Origin of the sequence: Streptomyces sp. A5-4, from assembly GCF_051131715.1 — a bacterium.
Taxonomy (GTDB): Bacteria; Actinomycetota; Actinomycetes; order Streptomycetales; family Streptomycetaceae; genus Streptomyces.
In genome coordinates this window covers 7,824,136-7,849,216 of sequence record NZ_CP178591.1, presented here as the reverse complement: position 1 = coordinate 7,849,216, position 25,081 = coordinate 7,824,136, and the positions used below count along the sequence as shown (strand labels likewise).

The window sequence follows — 25,081 nt, the reverse complement described above, 5'->3', positions numbered from 1 at the left end:
TGCCGACCGAGCGAATGTCCCGCCCCGCGCGGGAGCGGCGGGGCAGGCGGCCCGCCGCACGAGCGGCCGGCGGCCGTGACGTACTGCGGCCGACCGGCCGGTGGACGGTCGGCCGCCGGGGGCCCGTTCACGCGGGGGCCGGGTCGTGCCGATACGGACCGAGGTTGAGGAACAGTCCGGCGCAGATCACGCACCCGACGGCCAGGGTGAGCAGGGCCGGCGTGTAGGAGCCGTAGGCCTCCCTGCTGACACTCACCGCGGACGCGGCGATCGCGGCGCCGATCTGGAACACGGCGAACGCGACGCCGTAGATCTTGCCGAAGGACAGCCGCCCGAAGTAGCGGGGGATGAGGTAGCTCAGGACGTCGAACTCGGCGCCGATGAGCAGCCCCGCCAATGCCGCGGCGACGATGGCCGTCAGCACGTTGGGTCCCCCGGCGAACAGCAGCAGCGAGACGATGCCGCCGATGAGGTAGACGGACATCACCTGGGAGACCTTGAAGCGGTCGAGCAGCCAGCCGGTGGCGATCCTGGCGACGATGAGCGCGACTCCGAGCGCGACCGGCACGAGGTTGGCGACGTCCTGCGAGATCCCAGCCTCCCGGAGCAGCGGGATTTGGTAGACGATGACCGTCGAGCCGATCACCCCGAGTAGGAGGAACGCGCCGAGGACGAGCCAGAACGGCCGCCTCGTCGCCGCGGTCCGCAGCGTGTCGCCACCGACCGGGACGCCCGTCGTGCGCGGGCTGGGTTCGGCGAGGAGGAAGTACGCGACTGGGAACGCGAGGAGCGCGAACGCACCCAGTCCGAGGAACGCCACCCGCCAGCCATAGGCCCCGATCAGCACGGCGGTGAGGACGGGGACGATGACGGTGCCGACCCCGATGCCGGAGTTGGCGATCCCCAGCGCGAAACCGAGCCGGCGCTCGAACCAGCCCGCCGTAAGGCGGAGGTAGGACACCGGCCACAGGCCCAGGCCGCACAGCGGAATGGCGACCCAGGCCAGGTAGAACACGGGCAGGCTGTCGGGGAGGAAGTACATCGCCATCAGGGACAGCGCGAAGACCGGGGAGCTGTACAGGATGAGCCGGCGGCCGCCGAAGCGGTCGACGAGGAGTCCCTGGACCGGCGAGATCACCATGATCGTGATGCTGAGGACGGAGGCGGCGGCCGCGATGGCGGGCACGCCCCATCCGAACTCCCGGTCGAGCGGGGCGATGAACGACCCGAACGCCATGACCGTGAGCACGCTGGGGCCGCACGCGAGGCCGAACGCGGACGCGGCTGCCGTACGCCATCCCGCTGCTGTGTCGGTGGGTTCCGCGATGACCTGGGTGGGCGCTGCGACCTCATGCGTTGCCATGGGAAGTCCTCCTCGGAGTCGCCGGTTCGCCGGCCCGGTCGGGAGAGGCCGCGGAAGGAGCGGTCACGGCCGGTTCGGTCACGACGGGTGCGGTCACGGTGAGCCGGTCGGTGCGCACGGGTGTCATCGGCCACCGCCTGTCGCGGAGGCCGGGCGCAGCGTCTGCCGCAGGCGCGCGACGAAGCGGGGGACGTCGGTGTGATCGCCGGCCGCGTACACGTAGAAGTCGGGCCGGGCGAGGAAGGCCTCGCAGTCATGCTCCTCGAACCAGCGCGCGTAGGCGTCGTCGAGATCCTGGACGGCGCCGCCGTCCGACAGGTCCGCGACGACCCCGCCGAGGTCCCGGAACCAGGCCAGGTCCTCCTCGTCGAGGAGCGCGGCGGGGTTCCCGCGTCGGCTGATGAGCTGCCAGGGACCGCCCACGACGTCGTCGAACAGGCCCACCCGGCCGTCGTACCCGACCCGGCCCTGCGGAGCCAGCCGTCCCTCGGCGCCGCGGCTCGCGAGCGTCAGCGAAGGCTCGCCGAGCCGGGGGTGCGGGGGCTTGCGCGTGGCGGCGGGATCGCGCGCGATCTCCCGCATCCGGGCGTCCCGGACGGCCGCGCGATCGGCGTCGAGTTCGCAGATGACACGTCCCGCTGAGACCGCCTCGTCGATGATCTCCCGTACGTGTCCGACGCGTTCGGGCCCGTACGAGTCGAGCACGGCCGGCGCCGCCAGTCCCCCGTGCACCATTCCCAGCCGCCAGCTCAGCGCCCGTGCGTCCCGCAGGCCCGAGCAGAGCCCCTGCCCGAGGAAGGGGGGCATCAGGTGGGCGGCGTCACCCGCGAGGAAAACGTTCTCCTCGCGCCAGGTGTGCGCCCATCGCCCGCGGAACGTGTAGACGGCGTGCCGCTCCAGCCGGGCGGTCTCCGGGGTCACGCCCCAGGGCTCCATGAGCCGCCAGGCCGTGCTGTCCCGGCCCAGCTCCTCGACGGTTGTGTCCGCGCGGCGCATGAACTCGAAGCGGCGGCGCCCCGGACCGCTGTTGACCGCGGTGGCGGGCTGCGCCGGATCGCAGTACTGGGTGACGAAGGCGCTCCATTTCTCCTCGGCCAGCGGCTGATAGTCCACCACCAGCCAGTCGGCCTCGAAGCCCGAGTCGCCGACGTCGATGCCGAGCCGGGAGCGCACGGCGCTGTTGGCCCCGTCCGCACCGATGAGCCACCGCGCCCGCGCCTGTACGACCTCGGCCGGAGCGTCGGTCCGTGCCACCTGGACGGACACTCCGCCGGGGTACTGCGTCAGGTCCTGGAAGGTCCAGCCGCGGTGCACGCGCACGCCCGGCGTGGCGACCGCCAGCTGTTCGAGGGCGGCTTCGAGGTCGGGCTGGTGGAAGCCGTTGGTGTTCGCCCATCCCGACTCGGCGGGCCGGTTCCAGTCGATGGCCTGCAGGAGTTCGCCGTCGCCGTTGCGGAACTCGTAGCCGCCCCGCTCCCCCTGGGACGCCTCGAACAGGTGGGCGTGGTCCGCCATGAGGCCCGTGGACTGGAGGATCCGGAGTGCCTCGTGGTCGATGGTGCACGCCCGGGGCAGCGGGTACCGCTCGGGCCAGCGCTCCACGACGGACACCCGGAGGCCGGCCCCGCCGAGGAGGACGGCGGTCAGCAGGCCCACCGGGCCACCGCCGACGACGAGGCAGTCGACCTCCGGCCCGGGCGGCGCGGCGGGGTTCGGTTCCTGTGCTGTCGTCATGCGCCCGGCCTCCCCGCTCCCGGAAGGCCCGCAGACGTGATCCGCGCGGCGGACAGGGCGTCGGCCGACGGCACGGGCGGGCCGGTCACCGTGGTGCGGCCCGGTCGCACGAGGACGGGGCCGTAGGTGTCCTGGGGCACGACGACGCACTTGTGGCGCGGCGAGGCCGCCTGGGCCCGCCATGCCGACGGGAGTTCGTCCAGCCCGACGGTGCGGACCTCGACCTGGAGCTCGTCGCGGGCGAGCGCGCTCCACAACCAGGCCAGTGCCGGTCGCTTCGCGTGCAGCGGGGTGTGCAGGCCGGCGAAGCCGGACAGGGTGAGCTGTTTGCCGCGCAGCAGCCCGGCGGGTATCCGGGCGGTCGCACCGGCCGGGTTGCCGATGTTGACCACCCGGGCCCGTGGTGCGCAGACCTGGAGGGCCCCCTCCAGCGGCATGCCGTAGACGCCGTCGAGAACGACGTCCACCGGTCCGGCCACCGCGAGCAGCCGGGCGGCCAGCTCGTCGACGCTCTCCTCGGCCCGCAGTTCGATGACGGCGTCCGCGCCGAGGTGGAGCAGGTCTGCCAGTGCGGCGCGATCGCGGGCGACGCCGATGACCCGGCCCGCTCCACTGCGGTGCGCCACCTGGACCGCCAGCCGGCCGACCGAGCCGGTAGCGCCCAGCACCAGTACCGTCTCCCCGGGGCGCAGGCCGGCGTCCTCGATCAGCGGCATGTAGGCGGCGGTGCCGGAGTTGCCGACGGCCGCGGCCGGTACGGGGTCGAGACCATCGGGCAGCACGAGGAGGTTCTCGTCGGCGACGAGCGTCCGGGTGGCGAACGGGCCCGGGGTGTCCGGCGAGGCGTCGCACTGGCCGTAGACCCAGGAGCCGGGCGGGTGGACGTCGGAGGCGATGACGACGCCCACGCACTCGCTACCGGGGACGTAGGGGGTCTCGTGGCGGGCTGAGTGGAACGTTCCGGAGGCGATCACCAGGTCCAGCGGATTCAGCGGTGCCGCGACCACGGCCACGAGCGTGGTGCCGGTGGCGCGGGGCGGCAATGTGACGGTGCCCAGCCGCGGTTCACTGCCGGGAGCGTCGACGATCGCCGCAGGGATGTGTCCCTGGCGCGCCTCGTCCGGCGATTGCGTGCTCTCCATCGTTCAGCCTCAACTCCTCACAGCCGTGGGTCGGCACGCGTCGCGGTGCCGGTGCGGTTCGGTCGCCCGGGCGGGGCGACGTGCTGCCTCGTCAGATGCCGGCCAGGCGCCGGAAACGGCTGGCGTGGAAGACGAGCGGGGAGGTGTCGGGAACCGCGCTGAGACCCTCGATGCCGAGCAGCACGATGTCGTGGTCCCCGAAGGTGACCTCCTGGTGGATCGTGCAGTCGAGCCACAGCGTGGCGCCGTCCACGAAGACGCTGCCGTCGTCGGAGGCGACCCAGTCCATGCCGGCGAATCGGTCGCCGTCCTTGCTCGCCAGCCGGGCGCAGATCTCGTCCTGCCCCTCGGCCAGCACGCTCAGCCCCAGCCTGCGCTGCTCGCGCAGCTTGGGCCAGGTCGTGGAGGTGTGCTGGATGCACACCGACACCAGCGGCGGCTCCATCGACACGGACGTGAAGGAGCTCGCGGCCAGGCCGACGGGCTCACCGTCACGGTAGCCGCAGAGGGCGGTGACTCCGGACGGGAAGCATCCGAATGCCTGCCGCAGCTGGTGGGCGGCCGTCACCGGCTCGATGTCTCTCACCGAATTCTCCTTCTCGTTCCGTGTGCGGGCCGTCCCGGCCGGCACGGACGTGATGTGTGGGTGTAGTCGGGGGTGGTGCCGCCCCGGGCGCGGTCCGGCCGGCTCACGGGTTTCTTCGGCCCTGTGCGACGGGGCACGGGTCACGTCAGGCGGAGGAGGAAGCGGGCGCCGTGTCCAGCCAGTCCCGGATGGCGCCGGCGTCGGCGTCGAGGACGGGTGGCGGGCGGTGGTCGAGGCGGGTGGTCTCCGTCTCGGCGCCGGCGGCGTCGACGGTGTAGGTCCGCAGCGCCGAGCCCGGCAGCGTGATCTTCCCCAGCGTGTCGTGCTCGATGTCGAGGAGGAGCCGCTGCGAACGGGTCTGCTCCCACGCGTAGACCTCGTCGAGGGTGCGGACCCGGCCGGCGGGGATGTCGGTGTCTGCCAGCCGGTCGAGGAGGTCGTCCAGCTCGCAGCCGACGAACGCGCCTTCGAGCAGTTCGGTGAGGCCGGCCCGGTTCGCCAACCGGTCGGCGTTCGTCGCGTAGCGCGGGTCGGCGGCGTCGAGGTCGAAGGCGAGGCAGAGTCGTCGCCACATGGCGTCGTTCCCGCAGGCGATCTGCACACTTCCGCCCGCGCAGCGGAACAATCCGTAGGGGGCGATCGTCGGGTGCTGGTTCCCCTGCGCCCGGCCGACCTCGCCGGCCACGGTCCAGCGGGTCCCCTGGAACGCGTGGGCCGCGACGACGGAGGCCAGCAGCGAGGTGCGCACGATCTGGCCCTGACCTGTGCGGTCGCGTTCACGCAGCGCCGCGAGCACGCCGAAGGCGCCGTTCATGCCGGCGAGCAGGTCCGCGATCGGCACGCCGACGCGCTGCGGCTGGGTGGGATCCGGTCCGGTGAGGGACATCAGGCCCCCCTCACCCTGAGCGATCTGGTCGTACCCGGCGCGGCCGGCCTCGGGACCGTCGTGCCCGAACCCGCTGATGGACAGCACCACCAGCCGCGGATTGAGCCCCATCAGCCGGGCGGTCCCGAAGCCGAGCCGCTGCAGCGCCCCCGGCTTGTAGTTCTCCAGCAGGACGTCCGTCCGCTCGATGAGCCGGGCCAGTACGCGGGCGTCCTCGTCCCACTTCAAGTTGAGCGTGATCGATTCCTTGTTCCGGTTGCACGACAGGAAGTACGTCGACTCCGCCGTGCCATCGTCGGGGTTGTCGGGGGCGACGAACGGCGGACCCCAGGACCGGGTGTCGTCCCCGGCGGGACTCTCGACCTTGATCACCCGGGCACCGAGGTCCGCGAGCATCATGGCGGCCTGCGGGCCCGCGAGCGCGCGGGTCAGGTCGACGACGAGCAGTCCGGCGAGCGATCCGGTCATGAGCGGGCCTCCGGTGCGGTGGACGCCGGGCCGGCCGGGTTGGGCCGGATCACGAGCATGCTCGCGGCGAGGTTCGTACGGTTCTCGACGGCGCGGAGCGTGCCGACCGTGAGGCGGGCGGAGTCGAGCTCGCGCAGGACGTGGGTCCCGCCGTCGGCGTCGGTGAGGGTGAGGGCGCCGGTGAGCACGGTGTAGACGGTCTCCACGGGGACGGGTGACATGTCGGCCCGCCCTCCCGGCACGTAGTGCGAGAGGGCCACCGTCACGGCGCCGTCGTACTGCTCGCCCCCGAAGAGGTGGACGGGTCCGACGCCGTGGTGGCCCGGGGGCTGGAAGCGTACGGCGTCGGTGAGATGGGTGATGTCGATCGGCACGATGGGCACTCGATTCCGGCTGGGCGTGCAGGCCAGGCGCTTGCGATGGCAGTCGATGACGGCGACCGGCCGCGTCCGGGGTGGCCGTGGGGCTCACCCGCAGCGGGCCTCACCGGCCTGCTCCGGGCCGCCGTCGGCCGGCCGGGATGGCGCGGCGGAAAGGCCGCGGTCAGGAGCACCATGCGACAGTCGAGCCAAATCTGTCAACATTTTTGTAGCCTCCAGTTCACAGACCGCTCCCACCCTCCGCTCCGGCCTCGGCCGCTCGAACCGGGCCATTCCCTGTGTTAATGCAGACAGTGACATGGCGGAGCTCCCACCGGGCGGCCGGGCGTGATGTTTCAAACTGTTGACAGTTTGAGGTCGGCTCGCCAATGCTTGTCACGGCCGTATGCCTTCTGCCGGGCTCGCCTCCCCCGCACGGGGGCGACCCGCGACACGGGCGTCACCTGCGCTCGTCGCCCGGGCCCCGCCGTCCGCACCTCGGCCGGCGACGCTCCCCGGGGCCCGCCCGGCCTGGCAGACGCCTTCGTCCCACGACTCCGTTAGGGCCTCCATGACCGTTCTGCCTGATGACGGGCTCCCGCTCGCCGCCGAGTTCCCCGACGCCTCGCACGAGCAGTGGCGAACCCTTGTAGGGGACGTGCTGCGCAAGTCCGGCGGGGAGGTTCCCGGCACTGCGGCGGAGGACGTCCTGTCCACCAAGCTGGAGGATGGGCTGCGCGCCAGGCCCCTCTACACAGCGGACGCCCCGGCGCCCGACCCGGGATTCCCCGGCTCGGCGCCCTTCGTACGCGGCAGGCGGGCGGAGGGGAACACGCTCGGCGGCTGGGACGTACGCCAGCGGCACGCGGTGGCCGACAGCGCCGCGGTCCTGGGCGATCTGGAGAGCGGCGTCACCTCCCTGTGGCTGGTCGTCGGAGCCCACGGCATCCCGGTGTCCGCGCTCGAAGGGACGCTGAAGGGCGTACATCTCGACCTGGCCCCGGTCGTCCTCGACGCCGGGCGCGAGACACCGGCCGCCGCGGAGGAGTTGCTGCGGCTGTACGAGGGGCGGGGCGTCGAGGGGGCCGCAGTGCGGGGTGTCCTGGGGGCGGATCCGCTCGCCCACGAGGCCCGCACCGGCGAGGTGCTGGACCTCGCGCCGCTCCGCCGCCTCTCCCGACTCTGCGTGGCAGGCTATCCGGGCCTGCGCGCGGCCACCGTGGACGCGCTGCCCTACCACGAGGCCGGCGGGTCCGCGGCGCAGGAGCTCGGGTGCTCCCTGGCGACCGGGGTCGCCTATCTGCGCGAGCTGACCGCGGCGGGTCTGGGCGTCGAGGATGCCTGTGGACAGCTGGAGTTCCGTTACGCGGCCACGGCCGACCAGTTCGTCACCGTGGCCAAGTTGCGCGCGGCGCGACGGCTGTGGGCGCGGGTGGCCGAGGCCTGCGGCGCGGCAGGGGCGGGTGCGCAGCACCAGCACGCGGTGACCTCGCCGGTGATGATGACGCGCCGGGACCCGTGGGTGAACATGCTGCGCACCACTGTCGCCACGCTGGCCGCCGGGGTGGGCGGGGCCGACTCCGTCACGGTGTCGCCCTTCGACGACGCGCTCGGCCTGCCGGACGCGTTCGCCCGCCGTATCGCCCGCAACACCTCCGGGATCCTCATCGAGGAGTCGCACCTGGCCCGGGTGATCGACCCGGCCGGCGGCTCGTGGTTCGTGGAGCGGCTGACGGACGAACTCGCCCTTGCGGCCTGGGAGTTCTTCCAGCACATCGAGCGGGCCGGCGGCCAGGCGGCATCCTTGCGCTCCGGGATGATCGGCGAGCGGCTCGCCGCGACCTGGGCCGTGCGCGGCGCGAAGCTGGCCACCCGGAGCGAACCGGTCACCGGGGTCAGCGAGTTCCCCCACCTGGCGGAGAAGCCGGTCGTCCGCGAGCCGGCGCCGGAGCCGCCGTCCGGCGGACTGCCCCGGGTGCGCCGCGACGAGGCGTTCGAGACGCTCCGCGCCCGCTCCGACGCCCACCTCGCCGCCACCGGCGCCCGGCCGCGCGTCTTCCTGGCCGCCCTCGGCCCGGCCGCCGCGCAGACCGCGCACCTCATCTTCGCCTCGAACCTGTTCCAGGCGGGCGGGATCGAACCCGTCACCGACGGCGCCTTCGAGGAGAGCGGCACCCGGGAGGTGTGCCTGTGCTCCGGAGCCGCGCTCCACGAAGAGCGGGCCGGGTCCGCCGCCGGGCGGCTGCGGGCTGCGGGCGCCGGGCACGTGTTCCTCACGGGCCGCGCGGGGCGGTACCCCGGCGTCGACACGTACGTCCACGCGGACTGCGACGCCGTCGCAGTGCTCTCCGCCGCCCTCGACCGCATGGGAGTGTCCTGATGTCCATCCCCGACTTCTCCGGTATCAAGCTCGGCATACCGAAGGCCGCCGGCAGCGCCGACGAGTGGCGGACGGCGGCCGAGGCTGCCGGCGCCGGCCCGCTTTGGGAGACACCGGAAGGCATCGCCGTCAAGCCGCTGTACACCGGGCGGGACCTGGAGGGCCTGGACTTCCTGGACACCCGTCCGGGCATTGCCCCCTACCTGCGTGGCCCGTATCCGACGATGTACGTGAACCAGCCCTGGACCATCCGGCAGTACGCGGGCTTCTCGACCGCCGAGGAGTCCAACGCGTTCTACCGGCGCAACCTGGCGGCCGGGCAGAAGGGCCTGTCCGTCGCCTTCGACCTGCCCACCCACCGCGGCTACGACAGCGACCACCCCCGGGTGACGGGTGACGTCGGCATGGCGGGCGTGGCGATCGACTCGATTCTCGACATGCGTCAGCTCTTCGACGGCATCCCGCTGGACCGGATGACGGTGTCGATGACGATGAACGGCGCGGTGCTGCCGGTCCTGGCCCTGTACATCGTCGCGGCGGAGGAGCAGGGAGTGCCGGCCGAGAAGCTGGCCGGGACCATCCAGAACGACATCCTCAAGGAGTTCATGGTCCGCAACACCTACATCTATCCGCCGAAGCCCTCCATGCGGATCATCTCCGACATCTTCGCGTACACCTCGCAGAAGATGCCGCGCTACAACTCCATCTCGATCTCCGGCTACCACATCCAGGAAGCGGGAGCGACGGCCGATCTGGAGCTCGCCTACACCCTCGCCGACGGCGTGGAGTACATCCGGGCCGGGCGCGAGGCGGGGCTGGACGCGGACGCGTTCGCGCCCCGGCTGTCGTTCTTCTGGGCGATCGGCATGAACTTCTTCATGGAGATCGCCAAGCTGCGCGCCGCCCGGCTGCTGTGGGCGAAGCTGGTGAAGCAGTTCGACCCCCAGAACCCCAAGTCGCTCTCGCTGCGCACCCACGCGCAGACGTCGGGCTGGTCACTGACCGCGCAGGACGTGTTCAACAACGTCACCCGCACCTGCGTGGAGGCGATGGCCGCCACCCAGGGCCACACCCAGTCGCTGCACACCAACGCCCTCGACGAGGCGCTGGCGCTGCCCACCGACTTCTCCGCCCGCATCGCCCGCAACACCCAGCTGCTGCTCCAGCAGGAGTCCGGGACCACGCGCGTGATCGACCCGTGGGGCGGCAGCGCGTACGTGGAGCGGCTGACGTACGACCTCGCCCACCGCGCCTGGCAGCACATTCAGGAGGTGGAGCGGGCGGGCGGCATGGCGAAGGCCATCGACGCGGGCATCCCGAAGCTCCGTATCGAGGAGGCCGCGGCCCGTACGCAAGCGCGGATCGACTCCGGGCGGCAGCCGGTGATCGGCGTGAACAAGTACCGGGTGGAGACCGACGAGCGGATCGACGTGCACACGGTCGACAACTCCTCGGTGCGCGCCCAGCAGATCGCCAAGCTGCGCCGGCTGCGCGCGGAGCGAAACGAGACGGCCTGCCAGGACGCGCTGGACGCGCTCACCCGCGCCGCCGCGGGCAAGGGCAACCTGCTGGAACTCGCGGTGCACGCCGCTCGTGCCATGGCGACGGTCGGGGAAATCTCGGACGCCCTGGAGAAGGTGTACGGGCGGCACACCGGCCAGATCCGGACGATCTCCGGCGTCTACCGCGACGAGGCGGGCGGGTCCCCGTCACTGGACCGCACCCGGACGCTGGTGGACGCCTTCGCCGCGGCCGAGGGCCGCCGCCCGCGCATCCTGGTCGCCAAGATGGGCCAGGACGGCCACGACCGCGGCCAGAAGGTGATCGCCACCGCCTTCGCCGACCTCGGCTTCGACGTGGACGTCGGCGCGCTGTTCCAGACGCCGGCCGAGGTCGCCCGCCAGGCCGTCGAGGCCGATGTACACGTCGTCGGGGTCTCGTCGCTCGCCGCCGGCCACCTCACGCTCGTGCCGGCGCTGCGCGAGCGGCTCGCCGAGGAGTGCCGCAAGGACATCATGGTCGTCGTCGGCGGGGTGATCCCGCCCCAGGATGTCCCCACGCTCCTCGGGATGGGTGCGGCGGCCGTCTTCCCGCCCGGGACGGTGATCCCGGACGCGGCCCACGACCTGGTCGAGCGGCTGGCCGCCGCCCTCGGGCACGAGCTCCCAGACGCGCGGCGACCGTGACGATCGATCTCGACGCGTACGTCGAGGGCGTACTCGCCGCCAGGCGGGCGGTCGTCGCCCGTGCCATCACCCTCGTCGAGTCCGTCCACACCCGGCACCGGGCCCCGGCCCAGCAACTGCTGACCGCGCTGTTGCCGCACAGCGGCAGGGCCCGTCGGATCGGGATCAGCGGAGTGCCGGGGGTGGGCAAGTCGACGTTCATTGACGCCTTCGGCACGATGCTGACGCAGCGAGGGCACCGGGTCGCCGTGCTGGCCGTCGATCCCTCCTCCAGCCGGACCGGCGGCTCCGTCCTCGGCGACAAGACCCGGATGGAACGCCTGGCCGTCGACCCCGCCGCCTTCGTCCGCCCCTCCCCCGCGGCCGGCACCCTCGGCGGCGTCGCCCGGGCCACCCGGGAGTCCATCGTCGTGATGGAGGCCGCCGGCTACGACATCGTCATCGTCGAAACCGTCGGTGTCGGCCAGTCCGAGACGGCCGTGGCGAACATGGTCGACTCCTTCCTGCTGCTCGCTCTGGCGCGCACCGGCGACCAGTTGCAGGGCATCAAGAAGGGCATCCTGGAGCTGGCCGACGTCGTCGCCGTCAACAAGGCCGACGGCCCCCATGAGCGCGAATCCCAGGCCGCTGCACGGGAACTGACGGGGGCCCTGCGGCTGATGCACGGTCACGATGCCTTCTGGACGCCGCCGGTGCTCAGCTGCAGCGCGCGCGAGTCGACCGGACTCGACACCGTCCTGGACCGGCTGGAACACCACGGGGACCTGCTGGAGTCCAGCGGACGGCTCGCAGAGCGACGCCGTGAGCAGCAAGTCGCCTGGACCTGGAGCATGGTCCGCGACGACCTGCTGGGCCGCCTGCACACCGACCCGGCCGTACGGTCCCTGGTGCCGGAGCTGGAACGACAGGTCAGAAGCGGCGAGCTGACTGCCGCACTGGCCGCCGGGCACATTCTGGACGCCTTCGGCGGACAGGGCGGCGAGGTCGTGCCCCTACCCGGTGACACCGGGTAGGGGCACCGACACCACGGACCCGTACCCGGCCCGGTACGGGTCCGTGGTGTCGGTCACACGCCGAGCAGGCGCTCGGCGTTCCGGTGGGCGATGCTCGCCTGCTGCCGGCCGCCCGGGTGCAAGGCGTCCGGGAGGGTGCGCTGGACGTCGGCTACAGCCCCCGACGTCGGGCTCGGCGACGCCGGCGACCTCGTCCTGACCCGGCGCGCGGGAACAGCGCTGTCGATCGCCGTACGGCACGACCACGTACTGGCTTCCGCGCCGTCGGTCACCATGAACGATCTCGCCAACGAGCACCTCGTCGTGTTCGCCGCTGACCAGGACGACGCCAGCGTGCTCGCCCGGCTCGGGACGGCCTCCGGTGAGCACCGGCTCGCGGTGGGCGTGGCCGTGGTCCCCACCACCACGGATCGCATCGCGCTGCCGGAGATCACCTGCCTGCCGCTGCGCGACGCGGGCACCGGACTCGACAGCATGATCATCAATCAGTCCGACGAACTCTCGGGCCCGGTGCGGGCCTTCGTCGACTGCTGCACCGGGGTGGCCCGGACCTGGCCGGCCTGTGCGGGGAGATCCGGGCCGGCCGGGCTGTACCTCCCCGGAGCGCGCCAGGAGCCGGCCCGCTCCGCCCAGGGGGCGGGGCGGGCCGGTCGGGTCAGGCGTTCCGGACCGGAAGCTGCAGGTACGACGCGCGGTCGCCGCCTGTGTGCACGATGTGCTTCCCGCTGTTGGCCGGGGTGTACTCCCGGGTTCCGGGCATCATCGTCCCCAGGAGCGACCGGCCGCTGACGACGAAGCGCAACTGCTCGCCCGGGTGGAAGACCAGGCCGACCGGGAGCAGGTCGATCTCGACGTCGACCGCCTCGCCGGGCGAGAGCTTCTCGACCCGGTCGAAACTGTGGGCCGGGATGTCGTCGACGGACAGCTTCTCGTCCAGGTGGCGCATCGAGACGCGCAGCCGCCCGTCGGAGCCCTTGTACCGCAGGATCGAGGCGCCCCGCTCGGTGACGTCCTGGACCATCGCGCTGCTGTTGGGCGCCGTGAACTGCTGCAGCGGCGTGCCGTGGGCGTCGAGCTTCTGGACGAGGAGGAACAGGTCCATGTCGTCGGAGCCGTCGGCCTCGACCCACAGATGTGCCTTCGGGTACCCGACGAGGACGGTCTCCTGCTCGAAGCGCGTCACGAACGACACGATGTCGGGGTTGGCGCCGACGGTGTAACCCGCCGTCGCCGCGTCGGCGGGCGGCGTCGTCGCCAGGGTCCGCGAGCGGCCGTCGAGGTAGTACTTCGTCGACGTGACCTCCGCCGGCGGGAACTGGTCCGCGGCGACGTTCACCTGGTCGCCGCCCTGGAGGTCCAGGAGTGCGTAGCGCACCCGCGGCGTCTGCTCCCAGCCGTTGTCCTCGCCCTTGAGGTAGCGGTCGAAGAACCGGCGCAGGTCCTCCCGGTTCTCCTCGTCGTAGTAGTCGGGCCACTCCTGGCTGTTGTGGACGCGCAGCCACTTGTCCTGGGACGCGATCCGGCGCCAGGCGCGGAAGGTACCCGCGGTGTGCAGCGTGTTGGAGTAGCTGGCGACGACGTACGCGGGCACGGTGATCCGGTCGAGGAGCGGGGTCTTGTTCTCCCACAGGTCGTTCATCAGCGGGTAGCGCTCCGACTCCGTGATGATGTTCTCCCGGCGGCCGTGGCCCCAGAAGCTGTTGTCCTGCAGCTGCCGGGCGAATCCGTTGTCGGGCATGCCGCCGCGCATCACGAGGTCGCGGTAAACATCGCTGACGCCCTCCCACGGGTTGATCGCCGCCAGGTGGGGCGGCTGCTCGGCGGCGGTGAACCACTGCGCGACCGCCAGGTAGGAGGTGCCGCTCATCGCGACCTTGCCGGTGCACCAGTCCTGGACGCCCAGCCACTCGATCAGGTCGTAGCAGTCCCGGCCCTCCTGCCGGTCCCACACGACGCTGTCGCCCTCGGAGTCACCGACGCCGCGGATGTCCGGGTTGCAGATCGCGTAGCCCTGCGCGCACCAGTAGGCCGGGTCCGGGCCCTCGAACTTCTCCAGGCCGGAGACGATCCCGTTGTCCAGCCCGACCATGCCGAAGATGCCCATCACGCTGGCGGACGTCCCCTGGCCCTTGCCGTAGGGGCTCCAGGCCACGATGACCGGCACCTTCTCCGTCCCGGCGGGGCGGAAGACGTCGATGTGGATCGTAACGCCGTCCCGCAGGGTGACCGGTACGTCCTTCTCGAAAACGATATCGACCGGCACCGGACAGAACTGCGGCGCGATACGGAAGCCTGCCTCCAGCGTGCGTGTCCCGGGCTCGTATCCGCTCAGGATCCCGTACCGGGCACCCGGCTCCAGAGGCTGGGACGGCGTGAATACCTTCTTGTCGTCGCTCATGGTGAGTTCCTCGCATGTCGTCAGCGGACCGGCTCTGGCGGTGATCCGACCGTACGTCCGCGCCTCCAGTAACTCAACCCCTGTTGATATTATCGTCGGAAGGTAGATTCGCAGCATGACCGCGCACACGAGCCCCGCCTCCTCCGCGCGCCGCGGGCGCAGACCGGGGACGAGCACGACCCGGCAGGCCGTCCTCGATGCGGCCCGCGCCCGATTCGCGGCCGACGGCTTCACCGCGACCACGATCCGGCGGGTCGCCACCGACGCCGGGGTGGACGCGTCGCTGGTGATGCAGTTCTTCCGGTCGAAGAACGAACTGTTCGCCGCCGTCATGTCCGTTCCCCCAGAGGCGCTGACCCGCTTCAGCGCGGCGTTCGAGGGGACCGACGACCGTCTCGGCGAACGCGTGGTGCGCGCCTTCATCGAGATCTGGGAGGGCGACGCCCGGAGTTCGGAGCCGTTGATGGCGATGCTCCGTGGCGCCATCGCCAACGATCAGGCGAACGAGCAGCTGCGCGATTTTCTCCAGGAACGACTGCTGGTCGACGCCATCGCCTCGCGCTCCGTCGACAACGCGACGCTCAGGGCGGGGATCGTGTCGTCGATGCTCGTCGGGCTCATGGTGGGACGAGGTGTCGTCGGCGTCCCGACGCTCACGGGGGCGGACCGCGAGACGCTGGTCTCGCTGGTCGGGCCGGCCGTCCAGAGCGTGCTGGTCCCGCCGCCGGCCGGCGACGAGGGGAACGCGGGCTGACGACGGTGGTGACCGACGGTCGGAGTCGGGCCGAGTCCCCTCACCGCGGGCCCGTCCCGCGCTCGCTCGACGGCACCGACGTGGGCGCGCGGGCGCTCCCCGCTCGCGGGACGGCGCCTCCCACGGACCGCGGAGCCCGCTCAGGCGTTCACGCCGCCGCTGTCGGCGGTGCCGCGCCGGTCGGGTGTGAGGAGGTAGGCGATCGCCATGTCGCTGAGCTCGTCCGCGTACTGGCGTCGGCCCGCCTTGCCGGTGGCGGGGTCGGGGCGTACCGAGTTGTGGAAGCAGGCACCGAGGACGGCGCGGGCCACGGTGTCCAGCGCCGCCTGCGGGTCGGAGCGCCGGATCTGGCCGGCGTAGGGGGCCGCCGCTTCGAGCAGGAGCCGGTGGATCGCGGTGATAGTGCGGGCCCCGCGGTCCAGTGACGCGGCCCCCCGGGTGCGCAGCAGCTCCGGGAAGAGGTTGCTGCTGTCGACGAAGGACTGCAGCAGGGCGCGCGCGTAGGCGTCCATCACGCCGGAGAGCGACGGCTCGGCCGCGCCCAGCCGCTCGGCGACGTACGCCTCGCGCCGCTCCAGCATCCGCTCGGTCAGAGCGGTGATCAGCTGTTCCTTGTCCTCGAAGCGGCGGTAGATCGTGCCGACCGAGACGCCGGCGCGCTCCGCGACCCCTGTGATCGTCATCTCGTCCAGGCCCGAGGAGGAGGCGATCTCCTCGGCGGCCAGCAGGACGCGAGCCAGGGTCGCGGCGCTGCGTGCCTGCCGGGGTTCCCGGTAGCGCAGGGGGCGGGCCGGCTCGTCAGTCATGTGCCGCATGGTACCGGCGGCGATCACGGTGGGTTCTTTTGACAAGCGGTGCACACCTCCGGGTACTCTCAAAATGCGAACGTGAATTCACATTTACATCATACGGAGGTTCGACCATGACCAGCCAGACGCCCCCGCCCGTGACCGTGACGCTCGTGTCGGGGCCCACCGGCTCCGGGAGCATCGACGATCACGAGCTGTTCTACGCCCGCCGCGCCCTGGACCGCTTCAGGAGCCGGCTGGGACGCCAGGGCCTGCTCGACCTGCTGGCCACGGACATCGAGAACGGCAACACCTTCCTCCGGGAGAGCGCCCTCGCCTCCAACGGCGGCTTCACACCGGGCACGACGGTGCTCGCGACGCGGGGCCTGACCTCGGGCGAGTTCCTGGCCTGGATGGAAAAAGCCTTCGCGGGCGACGAGGACGCCCTGCTCGCGGCGCACCCCGAGCACTACGTGATGGCCCCCGGCGCCGACGGCTCATTCAACGTGGTGGAGAACATCGGCCCCCACGTCTGCTCCTTCTTCATGGGCGGCTGGGGCACGGACTCGATGGCCTGGGCCGCGGACGCCGACGAGCTCCTCCCGGAGTCCGAGTTTCCGCACAAGATGTCCTCGAACCTCTTCCTGGCCGACGGCACAATCGTCGGACGGGCACTGACCCAGTTCGGCGACACGGCCGACGGCTTCACCGCGAACCTGACCGTGTACGTGCCCTCCTCGTGCCCGGCGGACGTCCTCGAACACCACCTCCGGCACTACGCCGTCGAGTTCAGGAACTGGATCCTCACCGCCACGGCGGCCCGGGCCTGAGGACTTGGCCGGACGACGGGCTGTTCCGGCCGCCGGCGGGCCACCCGGCCCGGCGTCCGACCGACAGCCGCGCGACGCCGACCCGAACGGGTCGACCGGGTCGACACGCACCACCCGCTTCGGCGGGCGCGGCCTTGGACGCGCAGCGCCGCTCCGATCCTCTCCACCGCCCAGGCCGAGAGGAAGCTCCCCCTCTCCCGCGCACGTCATGAAGCAAGGAAAGACTCACCATGCCCCCCTCCTCCCCCCTTCCCGGCACGGGACGCAAGCTGGCCCTGGTCGTCCTCGGCCTGGCAGCGCTGATCACCACGATGCTGTGCGCCTTCGCACTGCCCTCGCTGAACAGCGGCCCGCACCACGTCCCCATCGGCGTCACCGGGCCCCAGCGGGCCACCGACGCCGTCCGGGAGAACACCGACGACAACGCGTGGGACGTCCGCGTCTACGAGACCCCCGCCGAAGTCCGGTCCGCGGTCGAGAACCGTGAGATATCCGGTGCTCTCGCGGTCACCGACCAGGGCGTCGACACTTACGTCGCCACCGCCGGCGGCCCCTCCGCCACCGGCGCCCTCACCGCACTGGGCGACGGCATCGCCGCCCAGCAGAAGACCGAGGCGTCCATCCACGACCTCGTGCCATTCACCGCGGACGACCCCCGTGGCACCGGCCTGACCTCAGCACTCCTGCCCATGATCTTCGGCGGGATCTTCCCCGCTCTGATCCTCAGCAGCGTCTTCCCCGGCCACCGGGGTCTGCGGACCCGCATCGTGGGAGCCCTGCTGTTCTCCGTCGTGGCGGGCGGCGCCGTCACCTCCGTCCTCCAGTTCGGCACCCACTCGATCGACGGCAGTTACTGGCTCACCACCCTCGGCGTCGTCTTGGGCATGGCCGCCATGTCGACGACCATCCTGGGTCTCCAAGCACGCTTCGGCATGGCTGGGTTCGCTTTCGGTGGCGCGCTCATGATGCTGCTGGGCAACCCCCTCTCCGGCCTCACCACCGGCCCCCACTGGCTCCCCAGCGGCTGGGCCACCCTCGGCCAGCTCCTCCCCCCGGGCGCCTCCGGCAGCCTCCTGCGCGCCAACGCCTTCTTCGACGGCGCAAGCGCCAGCCTCCCCACTCTCGACCTCGCCATCTGGGCCGCCGTGGGCATCGCCCTCGCCTTCCTCGCCGACCAGCGCGGCAAGCGCACCGCCCCCTCCCCCTCCCGACTCGAAACCGCCACCGCCTGAACCTCGATTCACGAGTGCTGCTCCGCGCAAGTTCGTGGAGGGGTGTTCAGGTGTCGAGGTAGAGGTGGCAGGCGCAGTCGAGGGCTTCTTCGGGTGAGCCTGCGGGGAGGCCGCTGGGCAGGATGTTGTCTTCGTAGCCGTCTCGGCTGGCGAGGTAGAGGGCGAAGCCCCACGTGTGCAGGACGCCGGTGAAGCGCAGGCGGCACAGTGGCAGGCACTCGCCGTCCGTCAACTCACCCTCCACGTAGGCGAATCCGGCCCGGTAACGGACCTTCACTCCGGCGAGCTGGGGCCAGCGGTTGCGGGCGTGGTCGTTCAGGCGCTGACGCAGGGAGTGCTGCATCGATTCCGGCGGGTTCTTCGGCACGGGACCCATCCTGCACGCCCTTCCCCGCGATGCGCCATGATCACCGGCAGATCGCAGGGGAGGCGAGGGGATCGGTGCTGGTAGCGGAGGCAGTCGCAATCGTGCTGGACGACGACGAAGGGGTACGGGATCGGCTGGTGCGGGCGGCGTCGTCGGTGACAGCACAGGTGCGTCAGGCCCTGCGGGCGCGGATCGTGCTCGCCGCGGCGGACGGGCTGACCAACGGGAGCATCGCCCGTGAGCTGGGGATTTCGGTGAACACGGTCCGTAAATGGCGGGGCCGGTTCGCGGCGGGCGGACTTCAGGGCCTGCTGGACGCGCAACGTTCGGGGCGCCCTCGTACCTACGGGAGCGAGGTGCGGGTCGCGATCGTGGCAGCGGCCACCAGTGCCCCGCCTCATCCGGAGTCGACCTGGTCACACCGCACGATCGCCGCCCAGGTGGCGGGCACCGTGTTCGCGAAGATATCCGCCTCTCAAACCGGCCGGATTCTGGCTGACCTGGACCTCAAGCCGCACCGGGTGCGTGGCTGGCTCACCCGCCGTGACAGCCCCGACTTCTGGGAGCGGGTCGCCGATGTGTGCAGCCTCTACCGCAATCCGCCCGAGGGAGCGGTGGTTCTGTCCATCGACGAGAAGACCGCGATCGCCGCCCGCTCCCGCAGGCACCCCGGCGTCCCGGCCGCACCGGGCCGGGATGTCCGCGAGGAGTTCGAATACCGCCGGCACGGCACCGCCTCCATAGTGGCGGCCATGGACATACGCACCGGCGAGGTGCTGAGCGAGCCGATCGTCCGGAACAACGCGGTCACCTTCACCGCCTTCCTTGCCCGGCTCGATGCGGTCATCGAGCCCGGAAAGGAGATCCACGTGGTGCTGGACAACGGCTCCTCCCACACCGCCAAACACACCCGGAAGTGGTTCCAAGCTCATCCGCGCTGGCGCGTGCACTTCACCCCGCCGCACGCATCCTGGCTCAACCAGGTGGAACTGTTCTTCTCCGCCCTGACCCGCCGGGTCCTGCGGCACGGCGACTTCTCCAGCCGCGACGACCTGATCGACAAGATGGACCACTACGTCATCACGCACAACGAGAAGGCCAAGCCCTACCACTGGACCTACGACGGCACCCCGCTCAAGACCTCCTGATCAACACCCCTCCACGAACTTGCGCGGAGCAGCACTAGGGAGCGGTGATCGCCTGCTGCGTGGTCATCGTACGAACCCCGGTGGGGGTGCGCATCCGGGCCAAGGGCCCGGCTTGCTGGGACCTTGGCCCGGGCGCGGCTCCTGCCGGTGGCTCAGACGCGGCTGTCGTTGGCGGCGCTGGGCACAGCGCAGGTGCCGTCAGGGCCGCACAGGGCCGCGTCGCCGCCCAGGTCGTTCAGGGGACGGGGAACTGGTGAACCGGACCGGCGCTCCGGCCCTCCTGACCACGGCGGACCGGGTCCGCCGTGGTCTGCCTCGAACGCGAAGAGGCCGGACAGGCACTGCGGCTGTCCTACGAACGGGGCCAGGTACTGCCGATCAATGCCGGTGCGGCAGCCCTGGCCCTGCTCGCCTGGGTGCCGAACGAAGAGCTTAACGATCTTCTCGCCAACCCCCTGACCCGGTTCACCGATGCCACCTACGCCGACGCCGACAAGCTGGCAGAACACCTCGCCGACATTCGCCATCAGGGGTACGCGGTCAGCCGCGGCGAACTCGACCCCGACGTCCTCGGCATCGCTGCCCCGGTTCGCGGCGCAGACGGCCGCATCATCGGCGCCATCAGCATCGCGACACTCTCGCATCGGGTGCCCGACGCGACGATCGACCAGTACGTCACCCCTGTTCTTGAGGCAGCCAAGCAGCTGGCTGATCAAGTGGAGATGCGAAACATCGCCTGACGCTGCAGTCCATTCAGTACGGCCGGGGCGGCCAACGCCGCACCATGGGCTGGATTGCCATCGAAATTGGGACGACCAGAGCAGCGACGGGAGCATCGTTCCCAACTCCGGGACCGATGGCCTCGCCGGTGTCTCGGGCGAGCATGGAGCGCCAGTTCCAAGCGCCTCCCTGGTCTACACGTTTTGAGGGCTGCCGAGGCCAGCCACGACCTGCAGCCAACAGCTAAAGGATTTCCCACGCAGGCGATGGACGGCTCAATCCCACCTCTCGTAACTCTTTGTGGCTTTCGCGGCCAGTTGCCTCCCCGTCGACTGGTCGCGAGCGGGGGAGCGGAACGGGCAACTGACACTGTTGGGGGTCTTCGCTGGCGTCAGTGCAGATGATGCTTTCGGCGTGCCCGTGCAGAGCGGGGAATTCACGACACCTGAATGTCCCCCCTCGTGGAGGAGGCGATCGGGTCGCCGTGGGCGAAGTCGCCCGGCGGGATGCCGGGGTAGTGCCCGCCCCGTACGGGCGGCACTGCGGCCGCGGTCCCGAGTGCGAGCCGGGACACGATCCGGTAGCGGTCACCCCGGTAGAGCGAGTGGACGTACTCGACGGGCCGGCCGGTGGTGTCCGAGGTCAGCCGCTCGAAGAGCAGTGCGGGGGAGAGTTCGGGCACATCGAGCAGTTCCGCCTCGGCGCGGGTGACGACAGTGGGTTCGATGGCCTGGACGGCTTCGTGGACATGCACTGCGTGTGTGTTGCGCAGATGCTCGTAGAGGTCGCCGCTCTCAAGTTCCGGGGCCGAGAGGCCGGGGACGAGTGCGGCCCTGATGTGGAGATGCTCGATCGCCATCGGGGCGCCGTCGACCAGCCGCAGCCGTGCGACGTACACGATCTCCTCGGCGGGAGACATGCGCAGCTTGCGGCCGACGCGGGCGCCCGCCTGGAGGGTGGTGAACTCCAGGATCCTGCTCGTCCAGGCTCCGGCCGCCTGCGGGACGCTCAGGGTGAGGTCCGCCGACACGAGTTCCTGGGTGATCTTCGCGGGTGCGACGAACATGCCGCGGCCGTGTTCGCGGACCAGGAGACCGGCGGCGACCAGTTCGTCGATCGCGGCGCGCACGGTGGGCCTCGACACTTCGAGCAGGGCGCACAGAGCACGTTCCGACGGGATAGCGTCCCCGGGTCTGCGTGACTCGATCAGTTCCAGGACGGCATCGCGGGCCCGTTCCCTCTTGAGCACCGTCCCCTGCACATCGGCTTCCATGCTCACCCCTCCGTGAGGCCCGATTTCTTTACCAGTCGATCAGCCAGTGCCTGTGATTATGCCACTGGTCAGTTGAAGTGTAGCTGCCACTCATCACGAGGCGATCGACGGGAACCGCAGAAGATCACCAGTACCCCTTTGTACGCGGGGACTTGACGTTCTCATTGGTCTATGCCACTTTCATCCACCACCAGGAGGTGAGCTGACCAGTGGGCTTCACTGGTCAGGTGTTCAGGTCCTGCTCTTTCCGAGGTGAACCGTGAAGTACCGCTTGCTTGCCGGTGGGTCCGCGCTTGTGATGGCCGCCACGCTCAGTGCCTGCAGTTCCTCGTCGGACAGCGCCGGTGAGGCCGGTGGCGCGACGACGGTCGATGTCTGGCTGATGCGCGACAGCGTCTCGGCCGAGTTCCAGAAGGAGTTCACCGAGGGCTTCGAGGCCCAGCATCCGAAGATCAAGGTGAAGATCCAGGTCCAGGAGTGGGACGGGATCGGCCAGAAGATCACCGCCGCTCTGGCCAGCAACGACGCACCGGATGTGATCGAGACGGGCAACACGCACATCGCGCAGTACGCGCAGAGCGGCGGGTTGCTGGACCTCAGTGACAAGACCGACGAACTCAACGGCAAGGACTGGCTGAAGGGCCTGGCCGAGCCGGGCGCGTACGAGGGGAAGCAGTACGGCATCCCGTACTACGCGGCGAACCGGGTCGTCATCTACCGCACCGACCTCTTCGAGGCGGCGGGGGTCGACGCCACCGCGATCAAGACGCGCGAGCAGTGGACCGACGCCACCACGAAGCTCAACAAGGACAAGACACAGGGCATCTACCTCCCAGGGCAGATGTGGTACGCGCTGGGCGGCTTCATCTGGGACGAGGGCGGGGACTTCGCCACCGAGTCCGACGGCAAGTGGAAGGGCGCACTGGACACTCCCGAGGCCCTGCGTGGCATGGAGTTCTACGCGCGGCTCCAGGCGCTCGGCAAGGGGCCCAAGGACGCCGACGAGGCCGATCCGCCCCAGGCCGACGTGATGGCGAAGGGTGACGTGGCCCAGGTCATCTCCGCGCCCGGCGGAGCCAACGTGGTCATCGAGAAGAACCCGGCCCTCAAGGGCAAGCTCGGTTTCTTCCCGATTCCGGGCAAGACCGCCGACAAGCCGGGCGCGGTGTTCACCGGCGGATCCGATCTGGTGATACCGGCCGCGGCGGGCCACCCCGACGAGGCGCTGACGTTCATCAAGGAACTGACCGGTGACGCCTGGCAGAAGAAGCTCGCCGTGGCCATGAGTTACGTACCCAACCGGACCACTCTGGCATCGGCCGTGGCCGACGACCCGGGCGCCGCCGCGATGGCGGTCGGTGCGGCGAACGGGCACGCCACACCCAACTCCCCCGGCTGGGCAGCGGTGGAGGCGGAGAACCCGATCAAGGACTACATGACCGCGGTGCTCACCGGCGGCGACGCCGCGAAGGAAGCGGCCAAGGCCTCCGAGGACATCGCCCGGGCCATGAACGCCGGTTCCTGACCCGCTTCCCCCATCCGTTCCCTCACCGTTCCCTGCTCCCATCCGTTCCCTCACCGAGAGGAGGCGTGCCGTGCCGGTCACCCGTGAGCGGGCCGCACCACGCACCCCCCAGCACCGACCGGCCGGCCGCCGCCCCGCCGGAGCGCCAACGCGGCGCTCCGGATCGTCGCACAGCCTCTGGCCGTACGCCCTGATCGCACCCGCGATCGCCGGCATGCTCTATCTACTTGTGTACCCACTGGGCCGGGCGGTGCTGATCTCCCTCCAGGACTTCCGGCTCCGCCAGCTCATCAGCGGCGACGCGGAGTTCGTAGGACTGCGGAACTACCGGACCCTGCTGTCCGACCCGCGGTTCTGGGAGGTCGTGGGGCGCACCTTCGTCTTCATGGCCATCAACGTCGTACTGATCATGGTGATCTCCACGCTGGTCGCGCTGATGACGGAGCGGCTGGCCCGGACCGGGCGCACGATCGTCCTCAGTGCGCTCGTGCTTGCCTGGGCCATGCCCGTGGTCGCGGCCACGACTGTGTTCCAGTGGCTGTTCCACTCCGAGTTCGGCATCGTCAACTGGTCGCTGACCTCGCTCGGCTTCGACTCGTTCGACCGCTACCCCTGGTTCGCGAACGGCACCGCGGCCTTCGCCATCCTCGTCGTGCTGATCGTCTGGCAGTCCGTACCGTTCGCGGCGATCACCCTGTACTCGGCACTCACCACGGTTCCCACCGAGCTGTACGAGTCGGCCCGGCTGGACGGCGCGTCCGGCTCCCGGATCTTCCGCTCGGTCACGTTCCCGATGCTGCGGCCGATCTTCATGCTGGTCTTCTCCCTCGAAGTGATCTGGACGTTCAAGGCGTTCGTCCAGATCTGGGTGATGACCCGCGGCGGGCCGGGCGACGCCACCACGATCCTGCCCGTGTACGCGGTCCAGACGGCGCTCTCCAGCCAGCGCTACGACCTGGGCTCCGCCGCCTCGATGCTCACCGTGGTCCTGATGTCCGGGGTGCTCGTCCTCTACTTCCGCCAGATGTTCCGCCAGGAGGACGAACTGCGATGACCCTGCTACGCCCCCGGCTCCGCCGGATACCGTTGAACGCCGCCGCCGTGGTGACCGTCGTGGTGTGCCTGTTCCCCGTGTACTGGATGATCACCACGGCCTTCAAACCGTCCCAGGACATCCAGTCGGCCACCCCACAACTCCTGCCGTACACCTGGACCCTCGATCACTTCCGCCGGGCCATACAGGCCGACGGCTTCGAGCTGTTCTGGCGCAACAGCATCCTGGTCACGCTCGGCGCGGTACTGCTCTCGCTGCTCGTGGCGCTCGGGGCCGCGTTCGCCGTCGCCAGGATGCGCTGGAAGGGGCGCCGGCAGTTCATGCTCCTGGTCTTCATCGCCCAGATGGCACCGTGGGAATCCCTGATCATCCCCATCTACATCATCTCCCGCGACACCGACATGCTCGACCGGCTGCCGACGCTGACGCTGGTCTACTTCATGATCACGCTGCCGTTCACGATCGTGGTGCTCCGGGGTTTCATCGCGACGATTCCGCCCGAGCTGGAGGAAGCGGCGCAAGTCGACGGCTGCACAAAAACGGGCGCCTTCTGGCGGGTCGCGATGCCACTGCTCGCCCCCGGCCTGATGGCGACCTCGCTCTTCGGCTTCATCACCGCGTGGAACGAATTCGCCTACGCCAACTTCCTGATCATCAAGGAGCAGGACAACCGCACCCTGCCGGTCTGGCTGTCCTCGTTCCAGAACACGTTCGGCACCGACTGGGGCGCCACCATGGCCGCCTCCACGCTCTTCGCCCTTCCCGCGCTGGTGATCTTCCTGTTGCTCCAGCGCCATGTCACCTCCGGCTTCGCCGCCGGCGCCGTCAAAGGCTGAGCACCGGCCAGAGCCCGCGAACAGCCCGAGATACGAACC

At 70.7% G+C, this 25,081-nt stretch carries 22 protein-coding genes; 11 read left to right on the top strand and 11 right to left on the bottom strand.

Annotation, left to right across the window (positions count from 1 at the left end; genetic code table 11):
* Positions 1-127: 127 nt before the first annotated feature.
* From ACLLJJ_RS36730 to ACLLJJ_RS36705, 6 genes are all read right to left on the bottom strand, one after another.
* The gene (locus ACLLJJ_RS36730; protein ID WP_434599013.1) at positions 128-1,363 is read right to left on the bottom strand and encodes an MFS transporter; all 1,236 of its coding nucleotides are present in this window, start codon (positions 1,361-1,363) and stop codon (positions 128-130) included.
* A gap of 123 nt (positions 1,364-1,486) precedes the next feature.
* Complete coding sequence (locus tag ACLLJJ_RS36725; RefSeq protein ID WP_434599012.1) at positions 1,487-3,097, bottom strand: bifunctional 3-(3-hydroxy-phenyl)propionate/3-hydroxycinnamic acid hydroxylase; 1,611 nt, start codon at positions 3,095-3,097, stop codon at positions 1,487-1,489.
* Complete coding sequence (locus ACLLJJ_RS36720) at positions 3,094-4,239, bottom strand: quinone oxidoreductase family protein (protein WP_434599011.1); 1,146 nt, start codon at positions 4,237-4,239, stop codon at positions 3,094-3,096. Before ACLLJJ_RS36720 ends, ACLLJJ_RS36725 begins: the two co-directional genes overlap by 4 nt.
* A 91-nt stretch (positions 4,240-4,330) precedes the next feature.
* Complete coding sequence (locus tag ACLLJJ_RS36715) at positions 4,331-4,825, bottom strand: flavin reductase family protein (protein WP_434599010.1); 495 nt, start codon at positions 4,823-4,825, stop codon at positions 4,331-4,333.
* 145 nt (positions 4,826-4,970) lie between these two features.
* A complete protein-coding gene (locus ACLLJJ_RS36710) occupies positions 4,971-6,179 on the bottom strand; it encodes a CaiB/BaiF CoA transferase family protein (protein WP_434599009.1) in 1,209 nt (402 codons plus the stop codon).
* Positions 6,176-6,553, bottom strand: coding sequence for a cupin domain-containing protein (locus tag ACLLJJ_RS36705; RefSeq protein WP_434599008.1), 378 nt, complete (start codon positions 6,551-6,553; stop codon positions 6,176-6,178). Before ACLLJJ_RS36705 ends, ACLLJJ_RS36710 begins: the two co-directional genes overlap by 4 nt.
* Before the next feature lie 556 nt (positions 6,554-7,109).
* On the opposite strand from ACLLJJ_RS36705, the gene ACLLJJ_RS36700 reads away from it, so the two are divergent.
* Genes ACLLJJ_RS36700 through meaB form a run of 3 tightly spaced genes read left to right on the top strand, consistent with a single transcriptional unit; the run spans position 7,110 to position 12,117 of the window.
* Positions 7,110-8,918: a methylmalonyl-CoA mutase family protein gene (locus ACLLJJ_RS36700; protein WP_434599007.1), complete on the top strand. Its 1,809-nt coding sequence runs from the start codon at positions 7,110-7,112 to the stop codon at positions 8,916-8,918.
* Positions 8,918-11,104: a methylmalonyl-CoA mutase gene (gene scpA / locus ACLLJJ_RS36695; RefSeq protein ID WP_434599006.1), complete on the top strand. Its 2,187-nt coding sequence runs from the start codon at positions 8,918-8,920 to the stop codon at positions 11,102-11,104. The genes ACLLJJ_RS36700 and scpA overlap by 1 nt, the downstream gene beginning before the upstream one ends.
* The gene (gene meaB / locus ACLLJJ_RS36690; protein WP_434599004.1) at positions 11,101-12,117 is read left to right on the top strand and encodes a methylmalonyl Co-A mutase-associated GTPase MeaB; all 1,017 of its coding nucleotides are present in this window, start codon (positions 11,101-11,103) and stop codon (positions 12,115-12,117) included. Before scpA ends, meaB begins: the two co-directional genes overlap by 4 nt.
* A 53-nt stretch (positions 12,118-12,170) precedes the next feature.
* On the opposite strand, the gene ACLLJJ_RS36685 is transcribed toward meaB, so the two are convergent.
* The gene (locus ACLLJJ_RS36685) at positions 12,171-12,593 is read right to left on the bottom strand and encodes a hypothetical protein (protein WP_434599003.1); all 423 of its coding nucleotides are present in this window, start codon (positions 12,591-12,593) and stop codon (positions 12,171-12,173) included.
* Positions 12,594-12,772: 179 nt separating this feature from the next.
* Positions 12,773-14,515 carry a CocE/NonD family hydrolase gene (locus ACLLJJ_RS36680; RefSeq protein WP_434599002.1) on the bottom strand — a complete coding sequence of 581 codons (1,743 nt, stop codon included), beginning with the start codon at positions 14,513-14,515 and terminating at the stop codon, positions 12,773-12,775.
* Between the two features lie 115 nt (positions 14,516-14,630).
* Here ACLLJJ_RS36680 and ACLLJJ_RS36675 point away from each other — a divergent pair, with 115 nt between their 5' ends.
* Complete coding sequence (locus ACLLJJ_RS36675; protein WP_434599001.1) at positions 14,631-15,269, top strand: TetR family transcriptional regulator; 639 nt, start codon at positions 14,631-14,633, stop codon at positions 15,267-15,269.
* A 140-nt stretch (positions 15,270-15,409) separates the two neighbouring features.
* Here the strand turns inward: ACLLJJ_RS36675 and ACLLJJ_RS36670 are convergent, their stop codons facing one another.
* Positions 15,410-16,075 carry a TetR/AcrR family transcriptional regulator gene (locus ACLLJJ_RS36670; RefSeq protein WP_434599000.1) on the bottom strand — a complete coding sequence of 222 codons (666 nt, stop codon included), beginning with the start codon at positions 16,073-16,075 and terminating at the stop codon, positions 15,410-15,412.
* A gap of 116 nt (positions 16,076-16,191) precedes the next feature.
* Here ACLLJJ_RS36670 and ACLLJJ_RS36665 point away from each other — a divergent pair, with 116 nt between their 5' ends.
* The gene (locus ACLLJJ_RS36665) at positions 16,192-16,887 is read left to right on the top strand and encodes a hypothetical protein (RefSeq protein ID WP_434598999.1); all 696 of its coding nucleotides are present in this window, start codon (positions 16,192-16,194) and stop codon (positions 16,885-16,887) included.
* Positions 16,888-17,117: 230 nt separating this feature from the next.
* Complete coding sequence (locus ACLLJJ_RS36660; RefSeq protein WP_434598998.1) at positions 17,118-18,119, top strand: hypothetical protein; 1,002 nt, start codon at positions 17,118-17,120, stop codon at positions 18,117-18,119.
* 46 nt (positions 18,120-18,165) lie between these two features.
* Here the strand turns inward: ACLLJJ_RS36660 and ACLLJJ_RS36655 are convergent, their stop codons facing one another.
* Positions 18,166-18,486: a hypothetical protein gene (locus ACLLJJ_RS36655; protein ID WP_434592928.1), complete on the bottom strand. Its 321-nt coding sequence runs from the start codon at positions 18,484-18,486 to the stop codon at positions 18,166-18,168.
* A 101-nt stretch (positions 18,487-18,587) separates the two neighbouring features.
* Between ACLLJJ_RS36655 and ACLLJJ_RS36650 the strand changes: the two genes are divergently transcribed.
* Both ACLLJJ_RS36650 and ACLLJJ_RS36645 read left to right on the top strand, forming a co-directional pair.
* Entirely contained in the window at positions 18,588-19,634 is a 1,047-nt protein-coding gene (locus ACLLJJ_RS36650; protein WP_434598997.1) for an IS630 family transposase, read from the top strand.
* A gap of 305 nt (positions 19,635-19,939) precedes the next feature.
* Positions 19,940-20,374, top strand: coding sequence for an IclR family transcriptional regulator (locus ACLLJJ_RS36645; RefSeq protein ID WP_434598996.1), 435 nt, complete (start codon positions 19,940-19,942; stop codon positions 20,372-20,374).
* A gap of 416 nt (positions 20,375-20,790) precedes the next feature.
* Here ACLLJJ_RS36645 and ACLLJJ_RS36640 read toward each other — a convergent pair whose 3' ends face one another.
* Entirely contained in the window at positions 20,791-21,627 is an 837-nt protein-coding gene (locus tag ACLLJJ_RS36640; protein WP_434598995.1) for a GntR family transcriptional regulator, read from the bottom strand.
* Between the two features lie 259 nt (positions 21,628-21,886).
* On the opposite strand from ACLLJJ_RS36640, the gene ACLLJJ_RS36635 reads away from it, so the two are divergent.
* The 3 genes from ACLLJJ_RS36635 (at position 21,887) to ACLLJJ_RS36625 (ending at position 25,042) form a co-directional block, all read left to right on the top strand.
* Positions 21,887-23,152: an extracellular solute-binding protein gene (locus ACLLJJ_RS36635; protein ID WP_434598994.1), complete on the top strand. Its 1,266-nt coding sequence runs from the start codon at positions 21,887-21,889 to the stop codon at positions 23,150-23,152.
* 70 nt (positions 23,153-23,222) lie between these two features.
* Entirely contained in the window at positions 23,223-24,206 is a 984-nt protein-coding gene (locus ACLLJJ_RS36630; protein WP_434598993.1) for a carbohydrate ABC transporter permease, read from the top strand.
* Positions 24,203-25,042, top strand: coding sequence for a carbohydrate ABC transporter permease (locus ACLLJJ_RS36625; protein WP_434598991.1), 840 nt, complete (start codon positions 24,203-24,205; stop codon positions 25,040-25,042). Before ACLLJJ_RS36630 ends, ACLLJJ_RS36625 begins: the two co-directional genes overlap by 4 nt.
* The last annotated feature ends 39 nt before the right edge of the window (positions 25,043-25,081 follow it).

Bases quoted from the DNA above. Each gene is read 5' to 3' on its own strand.
- ACLLJJ_RS36625 (WP_434598991.1), top strand. From the start codon at position 24,203: ATGACCCTGCTACGCCCCCGGCTCCGCCGGATACCGTTGAACGCCGCC.
- ACLLJJ_RS36660 (WP_434598998.1), top strand. From the start codon at position 17,118: ATGCCCCCCTCCTCCCCCCTTCCCGGCACGGGACGCAAGCTGGCCCTG.
- ACLLJJ_RS36680 (WP_434599002.1), bottom strand. From the start codon at position 14,515: ATGAGCGACGACAAGAAGGTATTCACGCCGTCCCAGCCTCTGGAGCCG.
- ACLLJJ_RS36725 (WP_434599012.1), bottom strand. From the start codon at position 3,097: ATGACGACAGCACAGGAACCGAACCCCGCCGCGCCGCCCGGGCCGGAG.
- scpA (WP_434599006.1), top strand. From the start codon at position 8,918: ATGTCCATCCCCGACTTCTCCGGTATCAAGCTCGGCATACCGAAGGCC.
- ACLLJJ_RS36670 (WP_434599000.1), bottom strand. From the start codon at position 16,075: ATGACTGACGAGCCGGCCCGCCCCCTGCGCTACCGGGAACCCCGGCAG.
- ACLLJJ_RS36685 (WP_434599003.1), bottom strand. From the start codon at position 12,593: ATGCTGTCGAGTCCGGTGCCCGCGTCGCGCAGCGGCAGGCAGGTGATC.
- ACLLJJ_RS36710 (WP_434599009.1), bottom strand. From the start codon at position 6,179: ATGACCGGATCGCTCGCCGGACTGCTCGTCGTCGACCTGACCCGCGCG.
- ACLLJJ_RS36700 (WP_434599007.1), top strand. From the start codon at position 7,110: ATGACCGTTCTGCCTGATGACGGGCTCCCGCTCGCCGCCGAGTTCCCC.
- ACLLJJ_RS36665 (WP_434598999.1), top strand. From the start codon at position 16,192: ATGACCAGCCAGACGCCCCCGCCCGTGACCGTGACGCTCGTGTCGGGG.
- ACLLJJ_RS36640 (WP_434598995.1), bottom strand. From the start codon at position 21,627: ATGGAAGCCGATGTGCAGGGGACGGTGCTCAAGAGGGAACGGGCCCGC.
- ACLLJJ_RS36675 (WP_434599001.1), top strand. From the start codon at position 14,631: ATGACCGCGCACACGAGCCCCGCCTCCTCCGCGCGCCGCGGGCGCAGA.
- ACLLJJ_RS36720 (WP_434599011.1), bottom strand. From the start codon at position 4,239: ATGGAGAGCACGCAATCGCCGGACGAGGCGCGCCAGGGACACATCCCT.
- ACLLJJ_RS36730 (WP_434599013.1), bottom strand. From the start codon at position 1,363: ATGGCAACGCATGAGGTCGCAGCGCCCACCCAGGTCATCGCGGAACCC.